Here is a 23,593-nt window from a genome sequence, read left to right as displayed (position 1 = left end):
TGAATTCGAAGGTCGCCTGCTTGACCGGCCAGGGGCAGCCAGCCAGCCGAGGCGGCCCGCCCCGGCTGGAAAAAACCTCAAGTTCCTGCAGGGTGACCAACGCCTCGATCACGGAGTGATCTCGCATGCCGCAAAGACGCGATTTCCTGATACAGGCCCTGGCAATGGGTATGGCGGCCCAGACGCTGCCTACCGCCAGCACCGGTGTGCTGGCGGCACTCCGCCCTTCGGGGGGCGCCGCTTCCGTCCGGTCCCTGCGGCGGCAAGACGAAACGATACTGAGGCTGCCCAGCCTGGGGGACGGTTATAAGATGAGTTGGGGCGCGGACGATCGTCAATTGGTCGTCGTCAATGACGGGCCAGGTTGGCTCAATCCTCCCACGAAATCCTTCAAGAGGTCCTTGTGGAGCATCGGTGGCGGCCCGACCGACGCCACCGTGACCCAACTCGATGGTTACCCGCATGTCGATGAAGCCGGCGAACCGGAAGACGCCCCTCATTATCACGGACATGGCCTGCTGGCTGTGGGCGGCCGGATATATCAATTTCTGAGCGCGCTGGACCAGGCGGCAGAGCGGCCCCGCCGCTGGACAGCCGCCAAGCTCATTCAATCCGATGACGGTGGGCGGTCATGGCGCAATCAGGACGGTACCTCTCCGGTCAGATGGGAGGGATGGAGGGAGCAGTCGCGCAAGCGGCTCGCTTTCTTCAACGAACCAAACGGCTGTTTCTCACTGCTTTCCATTCTCCAGATGGGCCAGGATTATCGCGCGAACCGCGACGGGTATATTTATGTATATGGCCCGAATGGCAATATCGATGGCCTGATGAACGAGCTGATGATGTTCCGGGTGCCCATCGACCGGATACCCAACCGCGACGCCTATGAGTTCTTCGGAGGATGGGCGGGCCACGGCGTGGCACGATGGGTGGCCGACATCGGCGGACGAAAGCCGGTCCATGTATTTCCGCGTGGCTGGGTCAACCGCTCCAACCTTTTCCCCGGCGACATCGTCGTCGAAACATGGTTGCCGAGCGTGGTCTATAACGAACCCCTGGATTTGTACATGATGGTCAGCGCCGGGACGGGCTGCGCCCCTGACGGCACTGAATTCGCCAAGCCCGGCTATTTGGGCTTCTGGGTCTCCGCGACACCTTGGGGGCCCTGGCGTCAGGTACATGAGGAGGCCGCCTGGACGCCCGGTGGCGACCCCGCCGCGCGGGCGTATTCACCCCAGATCGCGCCTAAATGGATCGCACCCGATGGCAAGTCCTTCTGGCTTGTCTGGGCCGATCTCAAAGGAATCCGCGAGTTCAGCGGAAATACGGACCGTACCGGCACCGCGGGCCCGGTAACCCCGGAGGAAACGGCCATTGCCGAATCCGCCCTGATGCGGAGAGCCATGCCCGGCTACTCCTTCAACGCCCAGCGCGTCGACCTGGATATAGGTTGACGCGACGATCCAGGCCGTAACCGGCCGTGCTTGACGATAGGCCCCGGTTTCGCCAGCCTCGTCGCTGCAATGCCGAACTGTTTGAACAAAGGGGGGCGCATTGACACTCCGGATGGGGCAGGACGAGATACCTCCTGCTGGTAACCACTATGCGGTCGAACCTCACCGTGCCAACTGATCAGCCCGGCGATGAGAAAGAAGCGCTGATCGCCGCTGAGGCCTCGCAGTTCCGGGCGGTGCTGCTGGGTGAAAACCGCTCCGTGATCCTGACGCAGCTATTCGACTATCTTTTGGAGCGTTCGGCGGATCGCCGGGCTCCCAAGGAAATCGAAATAGCCATGGCCGTATTCGGCAAGAGCGCGGCGTTCGACACCTCGCAGGATTCGATGGTGCGAGGGCATATGTCCCGGCTCCGCCAGCGGCTGGATCATTTCAATACGGGAAAAAGCGGACCTCGCTTGCAGATCCCCAAAGGGGAATATCGCCTGATCTTGGCCCCCGGGCCTGAGGATACGGAGGAGGAGGAAGCCGTACCCCCTCCTGAACCGCCGCCCGCCCGAAGTGCGGCTTGGCGGCGGCTCGCGGTCATGTTCGCCGCGAGCGTGCTCGGATGGGCTGCCTTCTTCCTTTTCGAGCAGCTGGACCGTGGCCCGTCGCCCCTCTGGCAGACGGCCTTTTGGCGGCCGGTCGCGGTGCATAAACGGTTGCCTGTGATCGCCGTAGGCGACTTCTATGTGGTTGTAGAAAGTGGCCCCGATGGCAAGCCACGGCGCCTTATCATGAATCCTCTAATCCAGTCAGGACGGGATCTCGATAATTACCTGACTCTGCATCCCGACGACTTCAGCAAGCTGCACGATCGCGACATTCACCGGGTGCCGGCGCGCGTGGCCACCGGAGCGGCGGCGATCTTGCCGTTGATATCGGCCATGCGCGCCGACCACGGCATTCCGGACATCACCCCGGTGTCGCAGTTGTCCCAGGACGCGATTGACTCGGGGAATGTCATATTTATTGACTATTTCGCACAGCTGGGGACGCCGCGTTCCCCCATCCTCCAAATGTCCGGTTTCGTCCCCAGCCAAAATTTCGATGAGATGAGAGACATAGCCTCAGGCAAAGTATTCACGGCGCGGTCCGAATCCGCACAGAATTCGGACGCCACGCATCCAGCCGCGCCGGCCTACGGTTATGACTATGGCTATGTCGCCAGCTATCCCGGGCCGTCGGGCAACCAGATCCTTGTCATCTCCGGCATCGAAGATGCCGGGCTTTCCCGTATGGTCAAGCTTGTGTCCGACAAACGTGAACTCGACCTGCTGGCCCGTCAGACGCATGGCGCGGCGGCGTTCGAGGCGCTCTATCAGGTCCGCACCGTTGGAGGGCTGATATTCGACACGAGCCTTCTGATCGCGCGACCACTGAAAACGGAGGGCCAGGGACCGCCAGTCGTTAGGGCACGGAACCATTATTTACCGATGTTTCCCAAATCCGGTCGGAATTGATCGGCCGGGCAATCAAAAGCAAATTTCCATAGCTCTGACTGAACATCGTGCGCACCTGGTACAGGGCCTCAAATGATCTGAGGTTCCCTCCGACCCGTTGGCGAAGCTCCTCTAGCTTGTTCGCGTCGGTGACGATGCCGGCCATCTGCGTAACTCCGGCGTCCCCCGTGCCGGAAACGATCAGGACCTGATTACCCGAAGGTCCCGGAAAGCCCGCTATATAGCCATAGTCGCGCCGGGGGATGATCCCGTCATCCAACAGGTAGGGGCTGTCGGAGAGGAACCGTCGGCCGGACGGCCTATCGACCAACTCGTAGCACGTGGTCGCGCAGTTGAATTGCGAAGCGCGGAAAAGCGGGTTCTTCAGCAATGGGTTAAGAGCATCGAGCGCGCCGACATAGACGATATTCGACGTTTTCATGATATTGGGATCAAGCGCCGACGATGCCACAGCGGTGAGCCGGTAATCCTTGAGGTAGGACCACAGCCTGCTGATCGAACCCACAATGTCCGAACTCACCGCATAGAGATCCTCGTTTCTGAGGCTGCCCCTTTCGCTTGCCGTCTTGGTGACATATTCATAGAACGTATCGGCAGAGTCGATGGACGGATCCTGGATGATTTCCTCGACCCCTTTTTCACTCGGCTTGCTGATGAACATGAAATAGTCGCCCATAGCGAAGACGGTGGTTTTTTCCCCGAACGACCGCCAGAACGCCGGTTGGTCAGCCGGGCCGCCAACGCCGATGGTGCCTCTGAAAAGCAACCAGACCAGGGCGACATTCGCTAAAAGCAGGATAGAGGCAGCCACTCGAACGGAGTGGCCATGGCGCGGCCGCACACGTTCGTCTTCGGCAGGCGCTTTTTCATTGTGGTTGGAGGCATCCGGCGATTTGAGGACGAACCCGTACTCGCCCTGCGGAATGATGAGGCGCTTCCCGGGCTTGTCCGCATAATAGAGATCAAGTTTTTTGCGGAGGCGATAAATGCCGACCCGTACCTGTGAGCCCTGGACGCCCGAAGCGGCAGGGCCCCCTGGAAACACCTCCACGGCGATCTCCGTTTCCTTGGGCCGCCGCCCCTCGATCGACTGCCGAAGAAGAAAATCGAAAAGACGCAGGAGGGTTTCGGATCGATTGGAGGCGATGAAATCCCGCACTTCGCGCGCCTCTTCGGCCAGGGCGTGCGAAGTCGCATCGGGTGCCGAGGTACTGATGGTCTTCATTTGCCTTCTTGGGCTGGCTCCGGCGGCGCGCTAGCGGTCAATGGCGCGGCGCTCCAGGGCAAGAGCAGGAACGCCGCGAGACTATAAAGCGCCCTGAAGCCGTTGCGATTCATTTTACCCCGAGGGACACGGTCCCATCGGAATTGATCACGTCAAGGCGATGATCGCAAACATATTCGGATATCCGGTATTTGTCATTCCGCTTGTATTCATATGTAAAACGGTATGGCGTATTGAGATATACCGGATCCTCGATGGAGATATCCACCCTCAGCCTGTTGGGCTTGATCAGTCGGTAATGTTCCGCGATGGTCATCGCATCGCTATGAGGAATTTCGAAGAACTGGACGTCCTTCCGAATACCGCGTGTTTTTACAACAAGGGTATCTCCATGCCAATGCGCGGATGAAAAACCATAATATGATGGCGCAAGGTCATCAGGCGCCGGAAACGGCTGGTCAATGTAGACGCGGCGGGTCTGCATGAAGAGCTCCGCCAGGACCGTGATTTGCCCCGGAGTCTGGAGGATCTGGATGGGATAGATGGCTTGCATGATCGTCGGCATGCCTTCAGGCAGACAACGCGTACTAGCGTCAACAAGTGGTGTGCCGGCGTCCAGCGCCGCTTGGCGTTTGGCCTCTTGAGCTTTCCACTGGCTGGCATAGGGCTCCTTCAAGTCGGGTCCATTACCGGGTGGCGGAATATCGTCGAAGGCGGTGACCCCCTCCGGGAAGGCGCTAGGATAACGTTCCCAGACGCCGGTGATGTTCGGCTCACCCTTGGTGCGGGCGGTGGCCGTATCCGCCAACGCGGTGTCGGCGACCCACTCCGTACAAATAGTCAGCGCAAGAGCGAATCTCGCTATATCTTTAAAGTCCATTTTAGGACCTTCCCTTGTCCTTTTTTATTCTGATACGGGCTTGCAAGCGTCGATCATCACGCTTCCAACTTCTTGCCGTCGGACAGAGTCGCGACTTTGAGCGCTCCTCCCGGCTTGCCGTTGTGTAGCGGGTAAAACACGACGTCGATCTTGTCACCACCCTTGAGCGTATTGAATTTCCAGCCCGTCTCGCTCATGTTTGAAATACTTCCGCATTCCAGCGTGTAGGTCGTCTCGTCACTTTTGACAATAATATAGACGTGTGGATTGCCCCATGTGTATTGAACCACCGTCACGCTCTTGAGTTCGGACAGTTTGTTCTTGTCGAACATGGCGAAGGAATGATGCGCCATGGCGGGCTCCGCGAGCACGGCAGCGCAGATGCCCAAAGCCAGGGCATACTTTCCTATTCTGTACATCCGAAAATCACTCCTCTTCTGCGGCGCAAGGCGCCGCGCCTCACGGCACGGCATCCAAGCCGGGGCCTTGCGACAGCGTCGGCCGAGCCGGCCCGGTACCGTTTTAAAATAGCGGTCGCGATGGACCGGGAAATCGAGAAGCGGTCGTGAAACGGTTGTGCACATGTTGCGTAACATCGCGCACGCCGCATTTTTCCTATACATGTGCCCTGAAAAAGGTGGTCCTTCGTGCTGTCGATCCAAATTGGAACATCCTGCTCCATCAAGCTCGAGACCATCTGTCCGAGGACTGGAGTCTGCTTGACAACTCTATGGGTGCGCGAGGCGTCTGAAGAGCACACCGGACATTGCGGTCAGGATCATTCCCTTGGAGGCGTCGATGCGGCGTTCGTAATCGCGAACAGGGCGGCACCATCTGGTCATCCACACACGCGCCGGATCGTCGAAGACTTTCACTCCTGAGTGACTGAAGCCACGATGAGCCGACGACGAACAAGTTCTCCGCCGAGGTGCGTGTCCGCACGGTGCGGCTAGGGTTGGATCACAAGAAGGACCATCCGTCCCGGTGGATGGCGTTGAAGTCGATCGCAGCGAAGATCGGCTGTTCTGACCAGACGCTGAATGAATGGGCGCGGCGGTCTCCATGGCCAGTCCGGCCAGCCGCACCGTCAGAGCCGCAGGCAGCCCGGGCGTGGTTGATGACGGTCGCGATGAGGCTCAGCTGGCGGACGATGATCACCGGAGCGTAAGCGGCAGCGGCAGCGGCCATCCGGTCTTGGAAAGACCATCATCCGCAAAGCTTGGACTTTGCACGCCTTCAGCACCTCGTAGCTCCCCTAAGAATGGAGCCCTGGCTTTATCTGCCGTTGACCTCAGGCGGCTAGGTGGACTGAACGCCCATAAGGACAAGCCAGCCCTTTCAAGGTCGGCATCCGTGCTCCTATGGTTTGGGCATCGCGCTGGAACGAATTCGGAAAAGTTCTGAACAAGTTGGAACATGTCCGAGTAAATGCGAAAAGGTCGGAATTTGGAGAGCCTGCCTGCCGGGTGGACATCATTGTCGAACCCATATTCATGCCCGAGGGGAAGCGCCTGCTCACGTCGCGCTGCATGTCCGCGGCAACCGGCAGGCCGCTCATCTTCGCCGGCGTGATCCGGTGGCCCGGGACGGCGGACACTGCCATCGCCCAGGGCGGCACCGCAGGGGAATCGCTTGAAGGGGGTTATGCGGACTGTGTGATGACGGCGTGAAGGTATTGGGTATCCCATGCGGCGGATTTTCTTCGGACTTTGAGGCTGTGCTTATCCTTTGCGCCTCGCAGGAGGTTCATGGCCATGTGTCGGATGGTTGCCATGTTCTGGGGTCCGTTGCCGGATCTGAGACGGCTCAAGTCTTCATGGAAGACGACATCGAGCACCCAGTGGAGGCGGTTTTCGATATGCCAGTGGGCTCGGACGGCATGAGCGAAGAGGCGCGTGTCGAGTTTTTGAGATGAAAGGTAGTATCGGCGTTCCAGGCTGGTTTTGCCGTTACGCTCGACCTCGGCTTCGACCATGGCGATGGCCTTGAGGCCGGGGAAGCGGGGCTCGCCGGGGAAGCGGCGGTCTGTGGTAAGCCAGTCAACTTCGTGGCTGACGATATGACGGCGGACCTCGATGCGGCCGTGCTCGCCATCGGTTGTCTCGAACGTGTCGGGGGCCGGCAGATCGTCGAAGTGGCGGATGACCTCGCTGTGCAGGTTGGGCCAGTTCTCTTTGATGGCCAGCAGGTAGTCGGCGCCTTTATCGAGGATCTTCTGGGCGATCTTGGTCTGGCAGCCCATCGCATCGATGGTGACGAGCGCCCCGGTCAACGCCAAGCGGTCGAGCAGCAACGGAATGGCCGTGATCTCATTGGACTTGGCCTGGCACGCTTGCTGGCCCAGCACTAGGCGCTGCCGGCTGGCCCAGGCTGAAACGAGATGCAGCGGATTGCGATCCTTCGCCCGGTCATGCGTCCGCCGCGAGGTCTTACCGTCGATCGCGACGATGTCCGGTTCGGCCTCGCGCAGCCCCTCGACCCAGTCGCCGAAGCATCGCGCGAAAAGATCGCCATCGAGCGCGTTGAGGATGTCATTCAGCGTATCGTGGCTCGGTATCCCGTCCGCATAGGGCAAAAACCGCCGCAGGAAATCCCGGTTCATCGTGCCCCAGCGCCGAATCTCGACGAAATCCTCAGCCCCCGCGATCGTCGCGCAGAGCACCACAAGCAGGATCTCCGGCAGTGGATAAACGACCTTCCAGGATTGCCGCGGATCGCTGAGCGCCGCAAAATGGTCGAGAAGCGAACCGGCCATCGAGAACTCCAGATCAATGGAGCCTCCTACGAATCACAGATCGCCACCGCTCCGAAAGCCCCGTCTTGTCAAGACCCGCTTCAAGCGATTGCCGTGGGCGGCACCGATATCATTTTCCTGGGCCGCGGGCTGGCGGCGGACCCGCTCTGGCCGAAGAAGGTCCAGGCAGGCAAGGTCATACCAGGGCGTGAAGGTAGGCGGCCTCCCTTCCCCCGGTGAGCATGGACGCCACCTTGACCTGGGCGTGGAAACTGAAATGCCAGCAGCCGCCGGTCGCCAGATTCATCACTCCTCCGGGCTGATGCCGGGGATGAGCGACTCCGCCAGGATCAGGCGGCGCACCTCGTCCGGATGGCGGGAGGCCCCCAATGGGGAACATTCCCTTGTTATGCGGGATTCCGCCCGACAAAGAACTCTCGGAACGGATCCATGCTGGGCTTCAGGCCCGCATCAATTAGCCCCTTACGCAGGGCGGTCATCTGCGGGTCATGAATGCGCTGTGTCGGCATGCGTAGCGGACCGCCGTTGTACCCCTGCAGCCAGCCCTGGAACTTCCAGGCCTGGCGGTTGATGAAGTTGCCGCCGTGCATCTGGGCCGCCAGCGCGCCCTTGATCTTGCGGGCGGGATGCAGCTGCCAATAGATGGCTGTCGCCTGATCAAACTTGCCTTCACGCAACAGGGTGAAAACCTGCGGGATCAGGGGGCCGTAGTACTCATGATCGCTGGTGGCCGACAGCTGGATGGGCATGATCTGGCTGAGCGGAATCAGTTCGCCCTCGATGGGCATGGAGATCACCACCTCCTTGCCGAACAGGCGGTCGCACTCGATCACGCTCTGGATGGAGGGGAAGCCGCCCTCCGCCTTGATCGCGGCGATGTTGGGGCAGTCGTCCAGCAGGCGGCGGATCAGGCTGGCCGGAATGTCGGACGGGTGGATGCGGCTGGAGAAGCCCCAGAGGAACATGGGGAACAGCATGACGGCCAGGTTGGTCGCGTCGCACACCGCCTTGGTGTAGTCGTAGATGTCCTGCTCGCTCTCCGGATAGAAGTTGGGCGGATAGGACAGCAGCACGAATTCCGCCCCCGCCGCCTCCGCTCCGCGCACCGCCTCAATGTTCTGGTCCAGGTTGTTCCAGCTGGCGTGATGGGTAACCACCAGGCGCTCGCCGGCCTCATCCTTGATGATGCGCAGGAAATTCAGATACTCCGGCAGGGTGATCGACACCTCCGACACACCCAGCGTGCCCATGAAGCCATGCTCGATGGCCAGCCGGGTGTCGTGGCGGATGGCCGCCTCGTTGATGCAGGTCAGGTCCGAGGTGAAGGATGGGATGGTGCAATTGACCACGCCCACCAGCTTTTCGCGCGCCCACTCGCGCGCCTCATTACGGCGATAGCCGGCCATAGCTCTCTTCCTTTTTCTTACGTGTTGTCGCGGGCGCCTTCCCAGGCGAGGTATTTCAGTTCCAGGTATTCATCGATGCCGTAGAGGGAGCCTTCGCGCCCCAGGCCGGACTGCTTGACCCCGCCGAAAGGCGCCACCTCGTTGGAGATCAGGCCGGTGTTGATGCCGACCATGCCGCTCTCCAGCGCCGCCGCCACCCGCCAGATGCGCTGGGCGTCCGACGCGAACAGATAGGCGGCCAGGCCGTATTCGGTGTCATTGGCCAGGCGGATGGCTTCCGCCTCATCGCTGAAGCGAATCAGCGGCGCCACCGGCCCAAAGGTTTCCTCCTTGCAAATGCGCATGCCGGCGGTCACGCCCGTCAGCACGGTGGGCTGGAAGAAGCGGCCACCCCGGGCATGGCGCCCGCCGCCCTGCGTCACCCTCGCGCCCTGGGCCACGGCGTCGGCGATGTGCGCCTCCACCTTCGCCACCGCGGCGTCATCGATCAGGGGGCCCTGCTGCACGTCCTCCTCGAAGCCGTCGCCCACCCGCAGGGCGCCGACGGCCTGGGCCAGCCTGGCGGCGAAGGTGTCGTACATGCCGTCCTGAACGAAGACGCGGTTGGCGCTGATGCACGCCTGGCCGGTGTTGCGGTACTTGGTGGCGATCAGGCCGGCCACGGCCTTGTCGACATCGGCGTCGTCGAACACCAGGAAGGGGGCGTTGCCGCCCAGTTCCATGGACATCTTCTTGATGGTCGCCGCCGACTGGGCGATCAGCACGCGGCCCACCTCGGTCGACCCGGTGAAGGTGATCTTGCGCACCAGGGGATTGCCGGTCAGCTCCGCCCCCACCACGCGCGCCGGGCCGGTGACGATGTTCAGCACCCCCGTCGGCACCCCTGCCCGGGCAGCCAGTTCGGCCAGAGCGAAGGCGGTCAGCGGCGTCTGCTCCGCCGGCTTCACCACCATGGTACAGCCGGCCGCCAGCGCCGGCGCCGCCTTGCGCGTGATCATGGCGGCCGGGAAATTCCAGGGCGTGATGGCCGCGCACACGCCGACGGGCTCCTTCAGCGTGACGATGCGGCGCGTGCCCTCCGGCGCCGCCATGACGTCCCCCTTCACCCGCTTCCCCTCCTCCGCGAACCATTCAACGAACGACGCGGCGTAGGCGACCTCCCCTTTGGCTTCGGCAAAGGGCTTGCCTTCCTCCAGCACGATCAGGCGGGCCAGGTCGTCGGCATGAGTGACCATCAGGTCGAACCAGCGGCGCAGGATGACGGCGCGCGCCTTGGCCGGCAGCGCCCGCCAGCCGAGGAAAGCGCGATGCGCGGCATCGATGGCCGCCGCCACCTCCTGGCGGCTGAACTGCGGGATCAGGGCCAGCCGCTCGCCCGTGGACGGATTCAGGAGGGGACGTCCCTCACCCGGCCGGGCCTCAATCCAGACGCCGTCGACATGGGCGGCGGACTTGAACAGAGCGGGATCATCGAACGTGGGGTAGGTCATTTCTTGCCTTTCCGCACCGGCGCGATGCTGACAGGCAGCACGGTGCCAATGCCTGACTGCCGTGCCCGGCCGGCGCACAAGGCGGCGACGGTCAGGTCCTGGATGGCGGCGCCAACCGATTTGTAGAGCAAGATCTGATCCGGGCTGGTGCGGGCGGGATGGCGCCCGCCGACCACGTCGGCCAGCGCCACCAGCTTATCCCCCCAGCCCACGCCCGCCTGGACGGCCGCGATCATGTCGCCGGTGTCGTGGGCCACCTCGTCCACCATGTCGGCGACGATCAGGTCGGCGCGACGGATGGCCTCCGGGTCCAACTCGCGCTGTTCCGGAAGGGTCGAGCCAATGGAGATCACCGTCATGCCGGGCAGCAGCCAGTCGCCCAGCAAGGTTGGGCTTTCGTCGCGGGATCGCGCCGCGCAGATCACCACGTTGGCGCCGTCCAGCGTGGCCCGCGCGCTGTCGACGTCACGCAGGGGGACACCCAGGTCCGCCAGTTCCGCGGTGAAGCGGGCGCGGCTGTCCGGGCTGGGGCTGAAAACGGTCACCTGGCTCAAGGGCCGCAGGGCCGCCAGGGCGCGGACATGGTTCTTGGCCTCGAAGCCCGATCCGATCACCGCGACCCGAAGGGGGCCCGCCGGCGCCAGCGCGTCCGCCGCCATGGCGGAGGTGGCGGCGGTGCGGAATCCGGTGATGGAATTGCCGTCCAGCAGCGCCACCAGTTCCGCCGTCCCCTGATCCAGCAGGGGAATGAGGTAGGAGGCGATGCCCTGATGGATGTTCGCCGTGATCAGCTTCGCCCCCAGCAGACCGCCGTCCGGAGCGATACCACTCAGCGTGCGCAGCCACAGGCCCGGCCCCCGCGCCATGATGCGCGGCGGAAACATCTCCGGCTGGGCGGGCATGGCATAAGCGGCTCGCAAGGCGTCGGCTGCCGCCCGCCAGTCGAACACCGACTGGACGTCCGCGTCGGTCAGGAAAAGCGGCAATGACTGCCGTTGGTCATCTTGAGACATGAAGGCCCCCTTTTAATCCGCCGCCAGTGCCAGAGCGACGCCCAAATCAGCTACGTCAGATCAATCAATATGTCAATCGACTTGCATCAATATAATTATTGATCACATTGAGCCGGCCAGAAAAGTCGTTAAGATGCGCGCATGAGATGGGGGAATGCCGGTGGTGGCTGTGGATGACCTGAGCCGTTTGCGGGATTTGATCGAGGCGACCGGCCGATCCGGTGAACAGCGACTGCCGCCCGAGCCCAAGCTGAGCGATCTGCTGGGCGTTTCGCGCGGCAAGCTGCGCACCCTGCTGAAGCGGGTGGAAGAGGAAGGGCTGATCTGGCGCCACGTGGGCAAGGGCACCTTCGTCGGTCCGCGCGACCTGACGGCCGAGGCGCAATCGCCGCTGCCGATCAGCCTGGGCGACATCATGGATGCCCGCCTGGTGCTGGAACCCCAGTTGGCCGCCCAGGCAGCCATCCATTCAACGGCGGCCGACCTTCAGGCCATGGACGCCTGCCTGGCGGAAATGTCCGCCGTCCAATCCCTGGCGCTGTGGCGGCGCCTGGATGAGCGGCTGCACCGCACCGTCGCGGAAGCCAGCCATAACATGTTGTTATTGTTGCTGTACGACACCTTGCGCACCCAGGGCCGACCCAGCCTGGACAGCCGCATCGACGCGGTGTTCGGCGCGGCCATGGCCACCGCCACCGCGGTTTCCGATGGGGAGCATCGCGTGCTGGTGGACTCCATCCGGGCCCATGATCCCGAGCGCGCCGAACAATGCATGCGCGACCACCTTCGCTCCGTCCGGACGAAGCTGTTCGGCCTGCGCTGACGCGCGCCCTCTCCTTTTCCAGATCATTCCCCGGCCGCCGCATGGCGCGGGGGGGGGGGCCGCGGCCGTGCGCCACAAACCTGATGCCATCACCAAATCAATTACCGAATCAAATGACATATTGACACGCATCAATTTCCCCCTATAGAACCAGCAAAAATCATAACCGGGAGGGAAGAATGAAGGCGTTGTCTCTGGTGGTCGCATCCACACTGCCCCTGCTTGCGTACACGGCGATGGCTCAGGAAAGCGCGCCTGAGGCGCTGGACGAGATCATCGTGACCGCGACCAAGCGATCGGAATCCCTGCAGCGCGTCCCCATGGCCATCAGCGCCATCGGCGGCGACACCCTGGCCTCGTCCGGCATCACCGAGGCACGGGCCCTGCCCCAGATCGCCCCATCGCTGTTCATCTCCACCTCTACCTCCGAAAGCTCAGGCACGCAGGTGCGCCTGCGCGGCGTCGGCACGTCCAGCCAGAATGTGGGCTTCGAGCCATCGGTCGGCATTTTCGAGGACGGCGTCTACCTCAACCGCCCCGGCGAGGCGCTGTCCGACCTGATGGATGTAAAACGGGTGGAGGTGTTGCGCGGGCCGCAGGGCACCCTGTATGGCAAGAACACCACCACCGGCGTCATCAACGTGATCACCAAGGAACCGACTTTCGACTGGTCGGGTGACGGGTCCATCACCTACGGCAACTATAACACCCTGCGCCTGGGCAGCGACGTGTCCGGCCCCATCGTGGCCGACAAGCTGGCCTTCCGCCTGTCGGGCCTGTACAGCCGCCGTGATGGCTACATCCACGACGTCACCGACGGCCGCGACCTGAACGACCGCGACCGCTATCAGTTCCGCGCCCAGCTGCTGCTGAAGGCCAGCGAGACCTTCAGCCTGCGCCTGATCGGCGAGGTGCAGCACAAGGATGAGGCCTGCTGCGCCGCCCCCTATCTGTCGCTGGGGTCCGGTGCGGCCACCATGGCGGCGGCCGGCGGCACCATCCTCAACCCCGCCAATGAGGACAACCGCTACAAGGTCGCCCTGAACGGGCCCATGGACTCCAAGGTGAACGCCCACGCGGTGACGGCCATCGCCAATTGGGATTTGGAGGACTTCCAGACCAAGGTGACCTACGGCCACCGCTATTTCGGATCGTCCGACAGCTACGACAGCGACAACTCCTCGGCCAACGTCCTGAACGTTTATGGCCAGCAGCTGCGCGACCGCATGGACACGCTGGAGGCGCAACTGACCACCACCCAGGGGCCGGCCGACCTGCTGTTCGGCGTCTTCGGCTATGACAACACCATCGGCGCCAGCCAGAGCAGCGTCTTCGGCACCGACGCCGGCCGCTTCTACAACCTGCTGTCCGGCGGCATCGCCCCGGCCTCATATTACCCGGCCGGCGGCGGCGACACGCAGCAGACCTTCTCCCAATCAGGGCGCGGGCTGTCGCTGTTCACCCATGACGTCATCGAGATCGCGCCCAAGCTGAAGGCGACCGTGGGCCTGCGCTGGCTGACGGAGGAGAAGACCGGCAGCGGCCAAGTCTACACCGACGGCGTGGCCGACTATTACGGCATGCCGCTGCCGGCACGCTGCAAGGCGCCAGTGCCCAGCGCCGCCCGCGCCTTCTGTCCCGACAACCCCATCGGCGGCAAATACTCCGCCAGCCACTGGACCTACGCCCTGGGCCTATCCTATGAGCTGACCCCGGACGACATGATCTTCGCCAACTACAGCACCGGCTACAAGGGCGGCGGCATCAACGCGGCCAAGGATGCGCGCGGCCCCACCACGGTCAACCCGGCGACCGTCAGCGGCACCTTCGCGGCGGAGACGGTGAAGTCTTACGAGGTCGGCCTGAAAAGCCATGCCTTCAATCGCATGCTGACCGTCAACGCCACCGCCTTCCTGATGGATTTCGACAATTTCCAGTTCCAGACCCGCGACCAGACCACGCTGTCGACCCAGGTACAGACGGCGGCCAGCGTGCGGTCCAAGGGCGTGGAGCTGGAACTGTCGCTAAACCCCGTCAAGGGGCTGACCCTGGGCGGCAACGCAGCGTTCATCATCGCCCAGTACGGCAAGGAAACGGCCGACGCCACCCTGGCCGGCAACCGCCTGGGCAACTCGCCCAAATGGACGCTGCAACCCTTCGCCACCTATTCGGTACCGCTGACGCCTGACTGGACGCTGAACAGCACCGTCAACGCGCGCTATGTGACGGACTACATCGCCAACACCACGCTGCTGGCCGGCAACCGGCAACCCGGCTACGCCATCGTCAACGCCTCCTTCACGGTTGAAAGCCGGGACGACCTGTCGATCTCGCTCTACGCCAACAATCTGTTCGACCGGTACTACGCGACATTGCGCACCCAGGCGCCGTTGCAGGCCAACACCTTCATCATCTTCCCGGGTGAGCCGCGCACCTTCGGCGTCACGGTGCGGAGGTTATTCTGATGGGCGCTGATCCGCGTTCGGAAAGCGCGGCCGCCCTGCCCCCGGGGGCTGCCGAGTACCCAGTCCCCGCCTACGCCTGGTACGTGGTGCTGGTGCTGCTGATCGTTGGCATCACCTCCTACCTTGATCGCTACCTGATCGCCTTGCTGGTCGAGCCCATCAAGGCCGATCTAGCGATCACCGACACACAGATCAGCTTCCTTCAGGGCAGCGCCTTCGCCCTGTTCTACGTGGCCTTCGGCCTTCCCTTCGGCGCCATCGTGGACCGTGCCAGCCGCCGCACCATCCTGGTGGTCGGCATCGCGCTGTGGAGCATCATGACCTTCGCCTGTGGGCTGGCCACCAGCTACTGGCAGCTGTTCATCGCCCGCGCCGGCGTGGGCATCGGAGAGGCGTGCCTGGCCCCGGCCGCCTATTCCCTGATCGCGGACTATTTCCCGCCGCGCCAGCGTGGCCGGGCGATGAGCACCTACAACATGTCGAACTACCTGGGCGTCGGCGCCTCCCTGCTGCTGGGCGGGATCGTGCTGCGTCTGCTGGGTGACGCGCCTCAGGTGTCGCTACCCGGCCTGGGGCCCACCACCACCTGGAAGGCGGTGTTCTTCGTCGTCGGCCTGCCGGGCCTGGTGCTGGCCGGCCTGATGGCCACGGTGCGGGAAGAGACACGCAAGGACGCGCAGGTGACGACCAAGCCCACGTTCGGACAATTCTTCGCCCACCTGGGCGCGGCCAGGGGCGCGTACACCGCCGTCTATGTCGTCTCCGCCCTGACAGCCTTCGTCGGACTGACCTTCGCCACCTGGGGCGCCAGCTTCTTCATCCGCACCTATGGCATGAAACCGGCCCAGGTGGGTTTGATGCTGGGTCCGGTGAACGCCCTGGCCGGCGTGCTGGGCTGCCTGGCCAGCGGCGCCATCAGCGACCGTCTGGTTGCGTCGAACCGCGCTGGCGGCCGCTTCCTCGTGCCGCTGATCTGGTGGCCCATCGCACTGGTGGGCCTGCTGGCCCTGGCCGTGGCCCCCACCAAGGAAACGGCGCTGATGGCCATGGCCTTCCTGACCTTCGGCAGCGGCCTTGGGCTGGCCAGCGTGCCGCCGACCATTCAGGACATCACCCCCAACCGCCTGCGCGGCCGGGCCATCTCCCTGCACTTCATCTTCTCCGGCCTCTTGGGCATGGGGCTGGCACCGACCTTGATCGCACTGGTCACCGACCATGTGCTGCACGATCCGCGCGCCCTGCGCGCGTCGCTGATGATCGTCCTGGTGCCGGTAATTATCGCCGGGTTCATCGCATGCCTGGCGGGCCAACGGGCCTACGAGAACGTGCGCCGTCCATAACAATAGCCGGGGAGCCACCAGCCCTCCCTCGCCGATACGGGTGGAAATCAATGCGCTTCCGCCATCTGGACCTGAATCTGCTGGTTGCTCTGGATGTGCTGCTGGAAGAACGCAGCGTTTCCCGGGCCGCCAATCGCCTGCACCTCAGTCAATCGGCCACAAGCGGGGCGTTAGCCCGTCTACGCGTCTATTTCGACGATGAGATCATGGTGATGGTCGGCCGTACCATGGCACCGACGCCCTTGGCGCAAACCCTGATGGAGCCGGTGCGCGACATTCTTGTCCGGGTGCAAAGCGCCATCGAAGCGCGACCTGTTTTCAATCCCACCACCGCCCGGCGCCAGTTCCGTATCGCAGCATCCGATTATGTAACGGAAGTGGCGCTGTCCCATGCCATTCGCCGCCTGCGCCAAGACGCCCCGGACATCCAGTTCGACATCAGCGCCACCAGCGACAACATGGCTGGCCGGCTGAGTTGCGGCGACGTTGATTTGATCATATCGCCGGACTCCTACCTAATCCCTGAACAACCAAGGGAAATTCTGTTCAAGGATACCTATAGCTGTGTGGCCTGGACGGGAAATGATTCTGTTCCCGGGGCGCTAACTTTCGAGAACTATTTGGAAATGACACATGTCACGGTGATGATGGGGGACAAACGGTCAGGCACGTTTGAGCAGGGGTTCCTGAACCGATATGGAGCGATCAGGAAAGTCGCAGCCGTCGCACCTGACTTCTCCTCCGTTGCCTCCATCATCGTCGGCACAGATCTCATCACGACCATGCACACCCGGCTGGCCCAACTTTATGCCCGATACATGCCGCTACGCGTTCTGCCGGTTCCCATAGAACTGCCCCCGCTCGTAGAAATGATGCAATGGCATCCGCAATTTGAGCATGATCCTGGGATCGCATGGCTCAGGGCCTATTTAAGGGAATGCGCATCGTCTCAGAACGCAACGGGAGAAGATTGCTGCCCTGCAGCAAATCCATGACTGAACTGCGCTGCGAATTTGGAAAGATACCCACCTTGGTATGGCGCTTGATCTCGCCATTGAGGCGTTCGATGGGGTTCGTGGAGTGGATCTTGGCCCGATGTTCCTCATCGGCGCCCAAGCCGCCCACCGATTGACACCGATGCAAGCGTTACTGACAACAGCAGAGCAACTGCTCCACCTCACTAATACCAGAGAGCGCTGATGGCGACTCTCACTAAGGGGATTGAACGAACCCGCTGTCGCGGGAATGGCGCCGCTGTTGGCGTATGAGGCCTCCGGTCTGAGGATTGCGGTTGTCGAAGCCCAATCCACAGACAGGAGGTTCGTAAGCGTCAGCGCAGCCCCGCCTTCCCATGGCGTTATTGATGGGCATGCTTGCCGCTCGGCTTGAGTGGTGGACGCATGGATGACGTGACGGTGATCGGCAAGGAGGCGCTTCGAAGTGCTCATACGAGCGCTTCGGAGTTGCACGGCGAAGTTTTGAGCGGGCCGGAGCGTCGGCGGCGCTGGAGTACCGAAGAGAAGCTGCGGGTTCTGGCGCAGAGCGTGGCGCCGGGGTCGTCGCCGAGCCTGACGTGCCGCATGCACGGTATCAGCACCGGTCAGCTATCGACGTGGCGCAAGCAGTTCCGGTCGGGTGAGCTGACGGGGTTCGTGCCGGTCTCGGTTGTTGCCGATGCGGCGTTGCCCGCACCGGCTGTCGTACCTGAAGTGGCGGAGCAGACGCCCGTTGCCGTCGGCGTGGTCGAGGTCGAGCTGCCGACCGGCGTGCGCCTGCGGATCACCGGCGATGTCGGTGAGGCGGCCTTGCGCCGGGTTTTGGCGGCATTGTCGTGATCGGCCTTCCGGGCAATGTCCGCCTCTACCTGGCGTGCGGCGCGACCGACATGCGCCGTGGGTTCGACAGCCTGGCCGCTCAGGTGCAGACGATGCTGAGGCTTGATCCCCACGACGGCGCGCTTTACGCCTTCCGGGGGCGGCGGGGTGACCTGATCAAGATTTTATGGTGGGACGGCCAGGGCCTCTGCCTGTTCTCCAAGCGGCTGGAGCGTGGCCGGTTCGTCTGGCCACAGGCCCGGGAGGGCTCGGTCGCGCTTACCGCCGCCCAGGTTTCCATGCTGCTGGAAGGGATCGATTGGCGGACGCCGGTGCGAACCTGGCAGCCGGACGCGGCCTGCTGAGCGCGCTCGGTCCCGTGCGGCCCCCGGCGCGTCATAGTGACTCGGATGCTGTCCACCACGCTGCCGACGGCGGCGTTTTCGGGTAGAATCCGCCCCATGACCGCCGCCGCCGCAGAGATCGCCGAGCTCCGTGCCCGGCTCGCCGAACGCGAGGCCGAACTGGCCACGGCGCGGGCGGAACTGACTGGCGCGCGCCTCCTGATCGAGCAGTACAAGGCCCAACTGGCCAAGCTCCGCCGGATGCAGTTCGGCCGCTCATCGGAGAAGCTCGACCGGCAGATCGCGCAACTGGAACTGATGCTGGAAGACCTGGAGGAAGGCGAAGCCGCCCGGACGGCGCCGTCGCTGGATGCCGGGAACGCGGCCCCGGAACGGCGCCAGCGGGACCAGCGCCATCCGGTGCGCCATCCCTTGCCGGAGCATCTGCCGCGGGAGGAGGTCGTCCATTCCCCCGGTGACGTCTGCCCCGGCTGCGGCGGCACGCATTTCTCCAAGCTGGGCGAGGACGTGACCGAGGTGCTGGAGAAGATCCCGGCCCGCCTCAAGGTGATCCGCCACATCCGGCCGAAGCTCTCCTGCCGGGCGTGCGAGGTCATCCTCCAGGCGCCTGCCCCAGACCTGCCGGTGGAGAAGGGCCGCCCCGGGCCCGGCCTGCTGGCCAATGTCGTGGTGTCGAAGTACCTGGACGGGCTGCCGCTCTACCGGCAGTCGGCGATCCTGGCGCGCGAGGGCATCGCGATCGAGCGCGCGACCTTGGCCGATTGGGTCGGCCATGCCGCCTGGTGGGTGGCCCCCCTGGCCGGTCTGATCGGTGCCCATGTAATGGCGGCGCCAGTCATCCACACCGACGACACGCCGATCAAGGTGCTGGCCCCCGGCAACGGCCAGACCCGGCTCGGTCGGCTTTGGACCTACCTGGTCGATGAGCGGCCCTGGTGCGGGGAGCGTGCGCCAGCGGCGTTCTATCGTTTCAGCCCGGATCGCAAGGGCGAACGGCCCCGTGAGCATCTCTCCGGGTTCAGCGGGGTGATCCAGGCGGACGCCTATACGGGTTATGAGGCACTGACCCGGCCATCGAGCCTGGTCCAGCCCGGCATCATCCCATCGGGCATCGTTCATGCTGCCTGCTGGGCGCATGCGCGGCGGCATCTCTACGACCAGTACGAGAAGACCAGGTCACCCATCGCCGAGGAGGCCTTGCGCCGGATCGGGCGGCTCTACGAGGTCGAGGCCGCGATCACCGGCCTGTCGGCTGAACAGCGCCGGGACGCCCGGCGGCAACTCGCCGTTCCCATCCTCGACGACCTCAAGCCATGGCTGGAGGCGCAGCAACGGCGCCTGTCGGCCAAGAACACGCTGGGCAAGGCGATCGGGTATGCGCTGAACCGCTGGGAGGCGCTCACCCTCTATGTCGCCGATGGCCGTATCGCCATCGACAACAACCCCGCCGAACGCTCCCTGCGCGGCATCGCAATCACCAGGAAGAACTTCCTGTTCCTGGGCTCCGAGGCGGGCGGCGACCGGGCGGCACTCCTCTACTCCGTCCTGGAGACGGCGAAGCTGAACGGGCTCGACCCCGAGGCCTATCTGGCGGATGTCCTGGACCGCATGGCCAAGGGGCATCCGATCAACCGGCTGGCCGAACTTCTGCCCTGGAACTGGATGCGCCGGGCTGACAAACTCGCGGCATGACCGCCGACACCCTTGCCATCCTGCGCATCGAACTGCTCCATACCGAACCCCTGGTCTGGCGCCGCGTTGCCGTGCGCGGCACCACCAGCCTCGCGGCGCTCCACAAGATCATCCAGGCCGCCATGGGCTGGCTCGACTACCATCTGTGGGAGTTCGAGGTCGAGGGGGCCACCTACGGCCTTCCCGATCCCGATGGCATGGACTGGGGGCGCACTATCAAGCGCGCCAGCACGATCAAGCTACAAAAGTTGCTCGATGCCGGTGTCGAGACGTTCGGCTACGTCTACGACATGGGCGACAACTGGGAACACCAGATCATCATCGAGCGCGTCGAGGCCGCTCAGCCGGACCAGCCCTATCCCCAGTTCCTTGGTGGCGAGCGGCGCTGCCCGCCCGAGGATTGCGGCGGAGTTCCCGGCTACTACGACTTCCTCGATGACATCGCCGGGCCCGACAAGGGCAGAGGCAGCAAAAAGAAGAAGGAAGCCCTCGACTGGTACGGCGGCCCCTACGACCCCGACGATATCGATGAAGAGCAGATCCGCATTACTCTTAAGCGGATCGCCAGCGCTTCAAGAATGAAGAAGGCCGTCAACCCTTGAACTGCTCGCCGATCCGCTGACGCTTACGGAGGTTCCGCGATGGCCGAGTTGAGCCCTCTACGTCGCCGCATGATCGAGGACATGACGGTCCGTAATCTGTCGCCGGCGACGCAACGATCCTACGTGCATGCCGTGGCGAAGTTCAGCCGGTATTTTGGGCGGTCGCCGGACCGCCTTGGTCTTGAGGACGTCCGTGCTTTCCAGGTCCATCTGGTCGCCACGGGGATATCGTGGCCGGCGTTGAACCAGACGGTGTGCGCCCTGCGGTTCTTCTATGGCGTGACGCTGGGGTATGGCGATCTGCCCGAACGCATCCCGTACGCGCGCGAGCCACGCAAGCTGCCGGTGGTGCTGAGCGCGGACGAAGTGGTGCGTTTCCTGGAAGCGGTGCCGAGCCTGAAGAGCCGGACGGCGTTGACGACGGCGTACGCGGCGGGCTTGCGGGCGTCGGAGGCCGTCAGCCTTAAGGTCGGCGATATTGACGGTGGGCGGATGGTCATCCGGGTCGAGCACGGCAAGGGTGGCAAGGACCGCCACGTCATGCTGTCGGCGCAGTTGCTGGGCATCCTGCGCACCTATTGGCGCCTGGCCCGGCCCGGTCATTGGCTGTTTCCCGGCCGGGACGGGAGCCGGTCGATGGACGTGCAGGTGCTCCATTCGGCCTGCCGTTCGGCTTGTGCCGCCGCCGGGCTGGCCAAGCGCGTGACGGTCCACACGCTCCGGCACAGCTTCGCCACCCATTTGCTGGAGGACGGCACGGACATCCGCATCATCCAGGTCCTGCTGGGCCACAGCAACCTGTCGAGCACGGCGCGGTACACCCAGGTCTCCAACAGCGTCATCCGGCGCACCGAGAGCCCGCTCGACCGCCTGAAGCTGGAGGTGGTGCCTCCCGCCTGAGCCGGCATCGCCATGCCGGCCGGGCTGGAGGTGGCGGACGTCTTCCGCCGCCACGGCGACGCCTATCGCCAGGCGCACGATGGCCACCTCGGCTGCGTCGAGCGCCGGGTGATGGGTGCGATCGAGGCATGCCGCACGGCGGCACTGGGCGGCCACGCCGAAGCTTGCCCGGAGTGCGGCCTGGTGCGGTGCGCCTACAACTCCTGCCGCAACCGGCATTGTCCCAAGTGCCAGGGCGCCGCGCGGGCGGAATGGCTTGCCGCACGACAGGCCGATCTGCTGCCGGTACCCTACTTCCACGTCGTGTTCACGCTGCCGGCACCCGTGGCGGAGATCGCGTTCCAGAACAAGGCGGTGGTCTATGCCATCCTGTTCAAGGCCGCCGCCGAGACCCTGCGCATCATCGCCGCTGATCCCAAGCACCTGGGCGCCGAGATCGGGCTTGTCGCCGTGCTCCACACCTGGGGCCAGACCCTTCACCACCATCCGCATGTCCATTGTGTCGTGCCCGGCGGTGGACCGTCGATCGATGGCACGCGCTGGGTCGGATGCCGGCCCGGCTTCTTCCTGCCGGTCCGCGTGCTCTCCCGCCTGTTCCGCCGCTTGTTCCTCGACGCGCTGGCCGCCGCGTTCGAGGCCGGCACCCTCGGCTTCTTCGGCGACCTCGCCCCCCTGGCGGAGCCCGCCGCCTTCCACCACCGCTTGCGCGACCTGCGGCGGGTCGAATGGGTCGTCTACGCCAAGCCGCCCTTCGGCGGCCCCGCCCAGGTGCTGGCCTATCTGGGCCGCTACACCCATCGGGTCGCCATCTCCAATACCCGCTTGGTCGCCATGACCGGCAGAGACGTCACATTCCGATGGAAGGATTATCGCCATCATGACAAGGCCAAGGTCATGACCCTGGCATCCTTCGAGTTCATCCGGCGCTTCCTGCTCCACACCGTGCCGGATGGCTTCCACCGCATCCGCCATTATGGCTTCCTCGCCAACAGTCACCGGGCCGGAAAGCTGGCACTTTGCCGCAAGCTCCTCGATGTCCCACCGCCGGCGCCAACGGTGGCCGAAGAACCCACCGACCGCTCCCCATTGGCCAGCCCCCCGCTGGATCGCTGCCCGTGCTGCGGTGGCGCGATGATCCTCCTGGCCGTCTTGCCGCCGCTTCGGCCCCATCGCCCGCCCCTCCGGTACGACACCTCATGAACCGACAACATTCCAACATCGCCCGGCCGTCCACCCCGGCAGCCCCGCGCGCCGGCCGGAGGTGTTTTACCCGCCGCACCACCGCGGACAGCTCCCGGCTTCAAAATAGCGGCAAAGCTGACGCCAGTCCTCGCCCGTGGGCCGCCAACGAGCGCCCTACGGTCAATCCAGCCCCATCAGAACCCTTCCAACGGGCCCGGATCGGCATCACGAACCAGGCCCCAAAGCCACTTTCCCCATAGCCCGCGCCCGTCATCCCGCGGCTTCGCTCAATCCGGCTTCAATGAGGTCGCGGTCGCCCCCGGTAGCACCCTCGGCGCAACGCGACCTCACAGAAGCCTCCAGATTCCCTTGAGACGCTGGATGTGATTCATCTTTATCGGAGGTGGATCCTGGGCAAGCCGTATTCAGAGGACCTTCGGGAACGGGTTGAGGCCCGGATAGCGGCGGGTCATTCCCGCCGTGAAGCATCGCAGCTGTTAGTCAGCGTGTAGCTTGTACGCCAATCGGCACGGTATCCATTTGATTCTATTGAAGTCGGTAGGGTCACTGTGTCGCGCCGATTTACAGTCGGGCGCCTGTTACGCCACGCCCAGGGACACGATCACGCCACCGCCGGACGGCCACCTCATCCGGGGCCGAACACCGGCGGATCTTGCGGGTT

The 23,593-nt window shown here is 63.9% G+C and carries 19 protein-coding genes and 2 pseudogenes; 13 read left to right on the top strand and 8 right to left on the bottom strand.

All coding sequences use genetic code 11. The annotated features are described in order from the left end of the window. The first annotated feature begins 125 nt into the window (after positions 1-125). Positions 126-1,454, top strand: a complete 1,329-nt coding sequence (locus tag Y958_RS15135; protein WP_244909526.1) for a glycoside hydrolase family 183 protein — start codon at positions 126-128, stop codon at positions 1,452-1,454. 149 nt (positions 1,455-1,603) lie between these two features. Continuing rightward, the gene (locus Y958_RS15130; protein ID WP_088872890.1) at positions 1,604-2,959 is read left to right on the top strand and encodes a hypothetical protein; all 1,356 of its coding nucleotides are present in this window, start codon (positions 1,604-1,606) and stop codon (positions 2,957-2,959) included. Here Y958_RS15130 and Y958_RS15125 read toward each other — a convergent pair. From Y958_RS15125 to Y958_RS31450, 3 genes are all read right to left on the bottom strand, one after another. Continuing rightward, positions 2,907-4,184, bottom strand: a complete 1,278-nt coding sequence (locus Y958_RS15125; RefSeq protein WP_088872889.1) for a hypothetical protein — start codon at positions 4,182-4,184, stop codon at positions 2,907-2,909. The two genes, Y958_RS15130 and Y958_RS15125, sit on opposite strands and share 53 nt — an antisense overlap. Before the next feature lie 109 nt (positions 4,185-4,293). Beyond that, positions 4,294-5,064 (bottom strand): hypothetical protein, encoded by a 771-nt coding sequence (locus Y958_RS15120; protein ID WP_088872888.1) that lies wholly within the window; start codon positions 5,062-5,064, stop codon positions 4,294-4,296. Between the two features lie 56 nt (positions 5,065-5,120). Beyond that, positions 5,121-5,726: a DUF6152 family protein gene (locus Y958_RS31450; protein WP_145727588.1), complete on the bottom strand. Its 606-nt coding sequence runs from the start codon at positions 5,724-5,726 to the stop codon at positions 5,121-5,123. A 266-nt stretch (positions 5,727-5,992) separates the two neighbouring features. Between Y958_RS31450 and Y958_RS32400 the strand changes: the two are divergent. Further along, positions 5,993-6,124 (top strand): annotated as a pseudogene (locus tag Y958_RS32400) (IS3 family transposase); the annotation flags it as partial. Between the two features lie 582 nt (positions 6,125-6,706). On the opposite strand, the gene Y958_RS15100 reads toward Y958_RS32400, so the two are convergent. From Y958_RS15100 to Y958_RS15085, 4 genes are all read right to left on the bottom strand, one after another. Beyond that, a complete protein-coding gene (locus Y958_RS15100) occupies positions 6,707-7,819 on the bottom strand; it encodes an ISAs1 family transposase (RefSeq protein ID WP_088872885.1) in 1,113 nt (370 codons plus the stop codon). Between the two features lie 386 nt (positions 7,820-8,205). Continuing rightward, on the bottom strand, positions 8,206-9,225 hold the full coding sequence (locus Y958_RS15095) for a dihydrodipicolinate synthase family protein (protein ID WP_088872884.1): 1,020 nt from the start codon (positions 9,223-9,225) through the stop codon (positions 8,206-8,208). A 17-nt stretch (positions 9,226-9,242) separates the two neighbouring features. Next, complete coding sequence (locus Y958_RS15090) at positions 9,243-10,715, bottom strand: NAD-dependent succinate-semialdehyde dehydrogenase (RefSeq protein ID WP_088872883.1); 1,473 nt, start codon at positions 10,713-10,715, stop codon at positions 9,243-9,245. After that, positions 10,712-11,728 carry an ornithine cyclodeaminase family protein gene (locus Y958_RS15085; protein WP_186291414.1) on the bottom strand — a complete coding sequence of 339 codons (1,017 nt, stop codon included), beginning with the start codon at positions 11,726-11,728 and terminating at the stop codon, positions 10,712-10,714. Before Y958_RS15085 ends, Y958_RS15090 begins: the two co-directional genes overlap by 4 nt. A 154-nt stretch (positions 11,729-11,882) precedes the next feature. Here Y958_RS15085 and Y958_RS15080 point away from each other — a divergent pair, with 154 nt between their 5' ends. The 4 genes from Y958_RS15080 (at position 11,883) to Y958_RS15065 (ending at position 17,351) form a co-directional block, all read left to right on the top strand. Next, positions 11,883-12,551, top strand: a complete 669-nt coding sequence (locus tag Y958_RS15080; RefSeq protein ID WP_004271720.1) for a FadR/GntR family transcriptional regulator — start codon at positions 11,883-11,885, stop codon at positions 12,549-12,551. A 179-nt stretch (positions 12,552-12,730) separates the two neighbouring features. After that, positions 12,731-15,016, top strand: coding sequence for a TonB-dependent receptor (locus tag Y958_RS15075; RefSeq protein WP_088872881.1), 2,286 nt, complete (start codon positions 12,731-12,733; stop codon positions 15,014-15,016). Beyond that, complete coding sequence (locus Y958_RS15070) at positions 15,016-16,356, top strand: spinster family MFS transporter (RefSeq protein ID WP_088872880.1); 1,341 nt, start codon at positions 15,016-15,018, stop codon at positions 16,354-16,356. Before Y958_RS15075 ends, Y958_RS15070 begins: the two co-directional genes overlap by 1 nt. Before the next feature lie 50 nt (positions 16,357-16,406). Then, positions 16,407-17,351 (top strand): LysR family transcriptional regulator, encoded by a 945-nt coding sequence (locus Y958_RS15065; RefSeq protein ID WP_088872879.1) that lies wholly within the window; start codon positions 16,407-16,409, stop codon positions 17,349-17,351. Positions 17,352-17,367: 16 nt separating this feature from the next. Here Y958_RS15065 and Y958_RS31440 read toward each other — a convergent pair. Next, positions 17,368-17,457, bottom strand: a pseudogene (locus Y958_RS31440) (transposase); the annotation flags it as partial. Between the two features lie 299 nt (positions 17,458-17,756). On the opposite strand from Y958_RS31440, the gene tnpA reads away from it, so the two are divergent. Genes tnpA through Y958_RS15030 form a run of 6 tightly spaced genes read left to right on the top strand, consistent with a single transcriptional unit; the run spans position 17,757 to position 22,929 of the window. After that, on the top strand, positions 17,757-18,191 hold the full coding sequence (tnpA, locus tag Y958_RS15055; RefSeq protein WP_088870543.1) for an IS66-like element accessory protein TnpA: 435 nt from the start codon (positions 17,757-17,759) through the stop codon (positions 18,189-18,191). Further along, positions 18,188-18,535: an IS66 family insertion sequence element accessory protein TnpB gene (gene tnpB, locus Y958_RS15050; protein WP_088870542.1), complete on the top strand. Its 348-nt coding sequence runs from the start codon at positions 18,188-18,190 to the stop codon at positions 18,533-18,535. Before tnpA ends, tnpB begins: the two co-directional genes overlap by 4 nt. Positions 18,536-18,580: 45 nt before the next feature. After that, a complete protein-coding gene (tnpC, locus tag Y958_RS15045; protein ID WP_088870541.1) occupies positions 18,581-20,227 on the top strand; it encodes an IS66 family transposase in 1,647 nt (548 codons plus the stop codon). Continuing rightward, on the top strand, positions 20,224-20,829 hold the full coding sequence (locus Y958_RS15040) for a plasmid pRiA4b ORF-3 family protein (RefSeq protein WP_088870540.1): 606 nt from the start codon (positions 20,224-20,226) through the stop codon (positions 20,827-20,829). Before tnpC ends, Y958_RS15040 begins: the two co-directional genes overlap by 4 nt. Before the next feature lie 39 nt (positions 20,830-20,868). Further along, positions 20,869-21,729, top strand: coding sequence for a site-specific integrase (locus tag Y958_RS15035; RefSeq protein ID WP_088870550.1), 861 nt, complete (start codon positions 20,869-20,871; stop codon positions 21,727-21,729). A 12-nt stretch (positions 21,730-21,741) separates the two neighbouring features. Then, positions 21,742-22,929, top strand: coding sequence for an IS91 family transposase (locus Y958_RS15030; protein WP_088870551.1), 1,188 nt, complete (start codon positions 21,742-21,744; stop codon positions 22,927-22,929). Positions 22,930-23,593 lie beyond the last annotated feature (664 nt).

The organism is Nitrospirillum viridazoti CBAmc, from assembly GCF_000730165.1.
GTDB lineage: Bacteria > Pseudomonadota > Alphaproteobacteria > Azospirillales > Azospirillaceae > Nitrospirillum > Nitrospirillum viridazoti.
The sequence above is the reverse complement of the archived record's forward strand: the minus strand, read 5'-3'. Positions and strand labels throughout refer to the sequence as shown.

Bases quoted from the DNA above. Each gene is read 5' to 3' on its own strand.
- Y958_RS15095 (WP_088872884.1), bottom strand. From the start codon at position 9,225: ATGGCCGGCTATCGCCGTAATGAGGCGCGCGAGTGGGCGCGCGAAAAG.
- Y958_RS15070 (WP_088872880.1), top strand. From the start codon at position 15,016: ATGGGCGCTGATCCGCGTTCGGAAAGCGCGGCCGCCCTGCCCCCGGGG.
- Y958_RS15125 (WP_088872889.1), bottom strand. From the start codon at position 4,184: ATGAAGACCATCAGTACCTCGGCACCCGATGCGACTTCGCACGCCCTG.
- Y958_RS15035 (WP_088870550.1), top strand. From the start codon at position 20,869: ATGGCCGAGTTGAGCCCTCTACGTCGCCGCATGATCGAGGACATGACG.
- Y958_RS15085 (WP_186291414.1), bottom strand. From the start codon at position 11,728: ATGTCTCAAGATGACCAACGGCAGTCATTGCCGCTTTTCCTGACCGAC.
- Y958_RS15135 (WP_244909526.1), top strand. From the start codon at position 126: ATGCCGCAAAGACGCGATTTCCTGATACAGGCCCTGGCAATGGGTATG.
- Y958_RS15080 (WP_004271720.1), top strand. From the start codon at position 11,883: ATGCCGGTGGTGGCTGTGGATGACCTGAGCCGTTTGCGGGATTTGATC.
- Y958_RS15065 (WP_088872879.1), top strand. From the start codon at position 16,407: ATGCGCTTCCGCCATCTGGACCTGAATCTGCTGGTTGCTCTGGATGTG.
- Y958_RS15100 (WP_088872885.1), bottom strand. From the start codon at position 7,819: ATGGCCGGTTCGCTTCTCGACCATTTTGCGGCGCTCAGCGATCCGCGG.
- Y958_RS15040 (WP_088870540.1), top strand. From the start codon at position 20,224: ATGACCGCCGACACCCTTGCCATCCTGCGCATCGAACTGCTCCATACC.
- Y958_RS15120 (WP_088872888.1), bottom strand. From the start codon at position 5,064: ATGGACTTTAAAGATATAGCGAGATTCGCTCTTGCGCTGACTATTTGT.
- Y958_RS15030 (WP_088870551.1), top strand. From the start codon at position 21,742: ATGCCGGCCGGGCTGGAGGTGGCGGACGTCTTCCGCCGCCACGGCGAC.
- Y958_RS15090 (WP_088872883.1), bottom strand. From the start codon at position 10,715: ATGACCTACCCCACGTTCGATGATCCCGCTCTGTTCAAGTCCGCCGCC.
- tnpA (WP_088870543.1), top strand. From the start codon at position 17,757: ATGGATGACGTGACGGTGATCGGCAAGGAGGCGCTTCGAAGTGCTCAT.
- Y958_RS15130 (WP_088872890.1), top strand. From the start codon at position 1,604: ATGCGGTCGAACCTCACCGTGCCAACTGATCAGCCCGGCGATGAGAAA.
- tnpC (WP_088870541.1), top strand. From the start codon at position 18,581: ATGCTGTCCACCACGCTGCCGACGGCGGCGTTTTCGGGTAGAATCCGC.
- Y958_RS15075 (WP_088872881.1), top strand. From the start codon at position 12,731: ATGAAGGCGTTGTCTCTGGTGGTCGCATCCACACTGCCCCTGCTTGCG.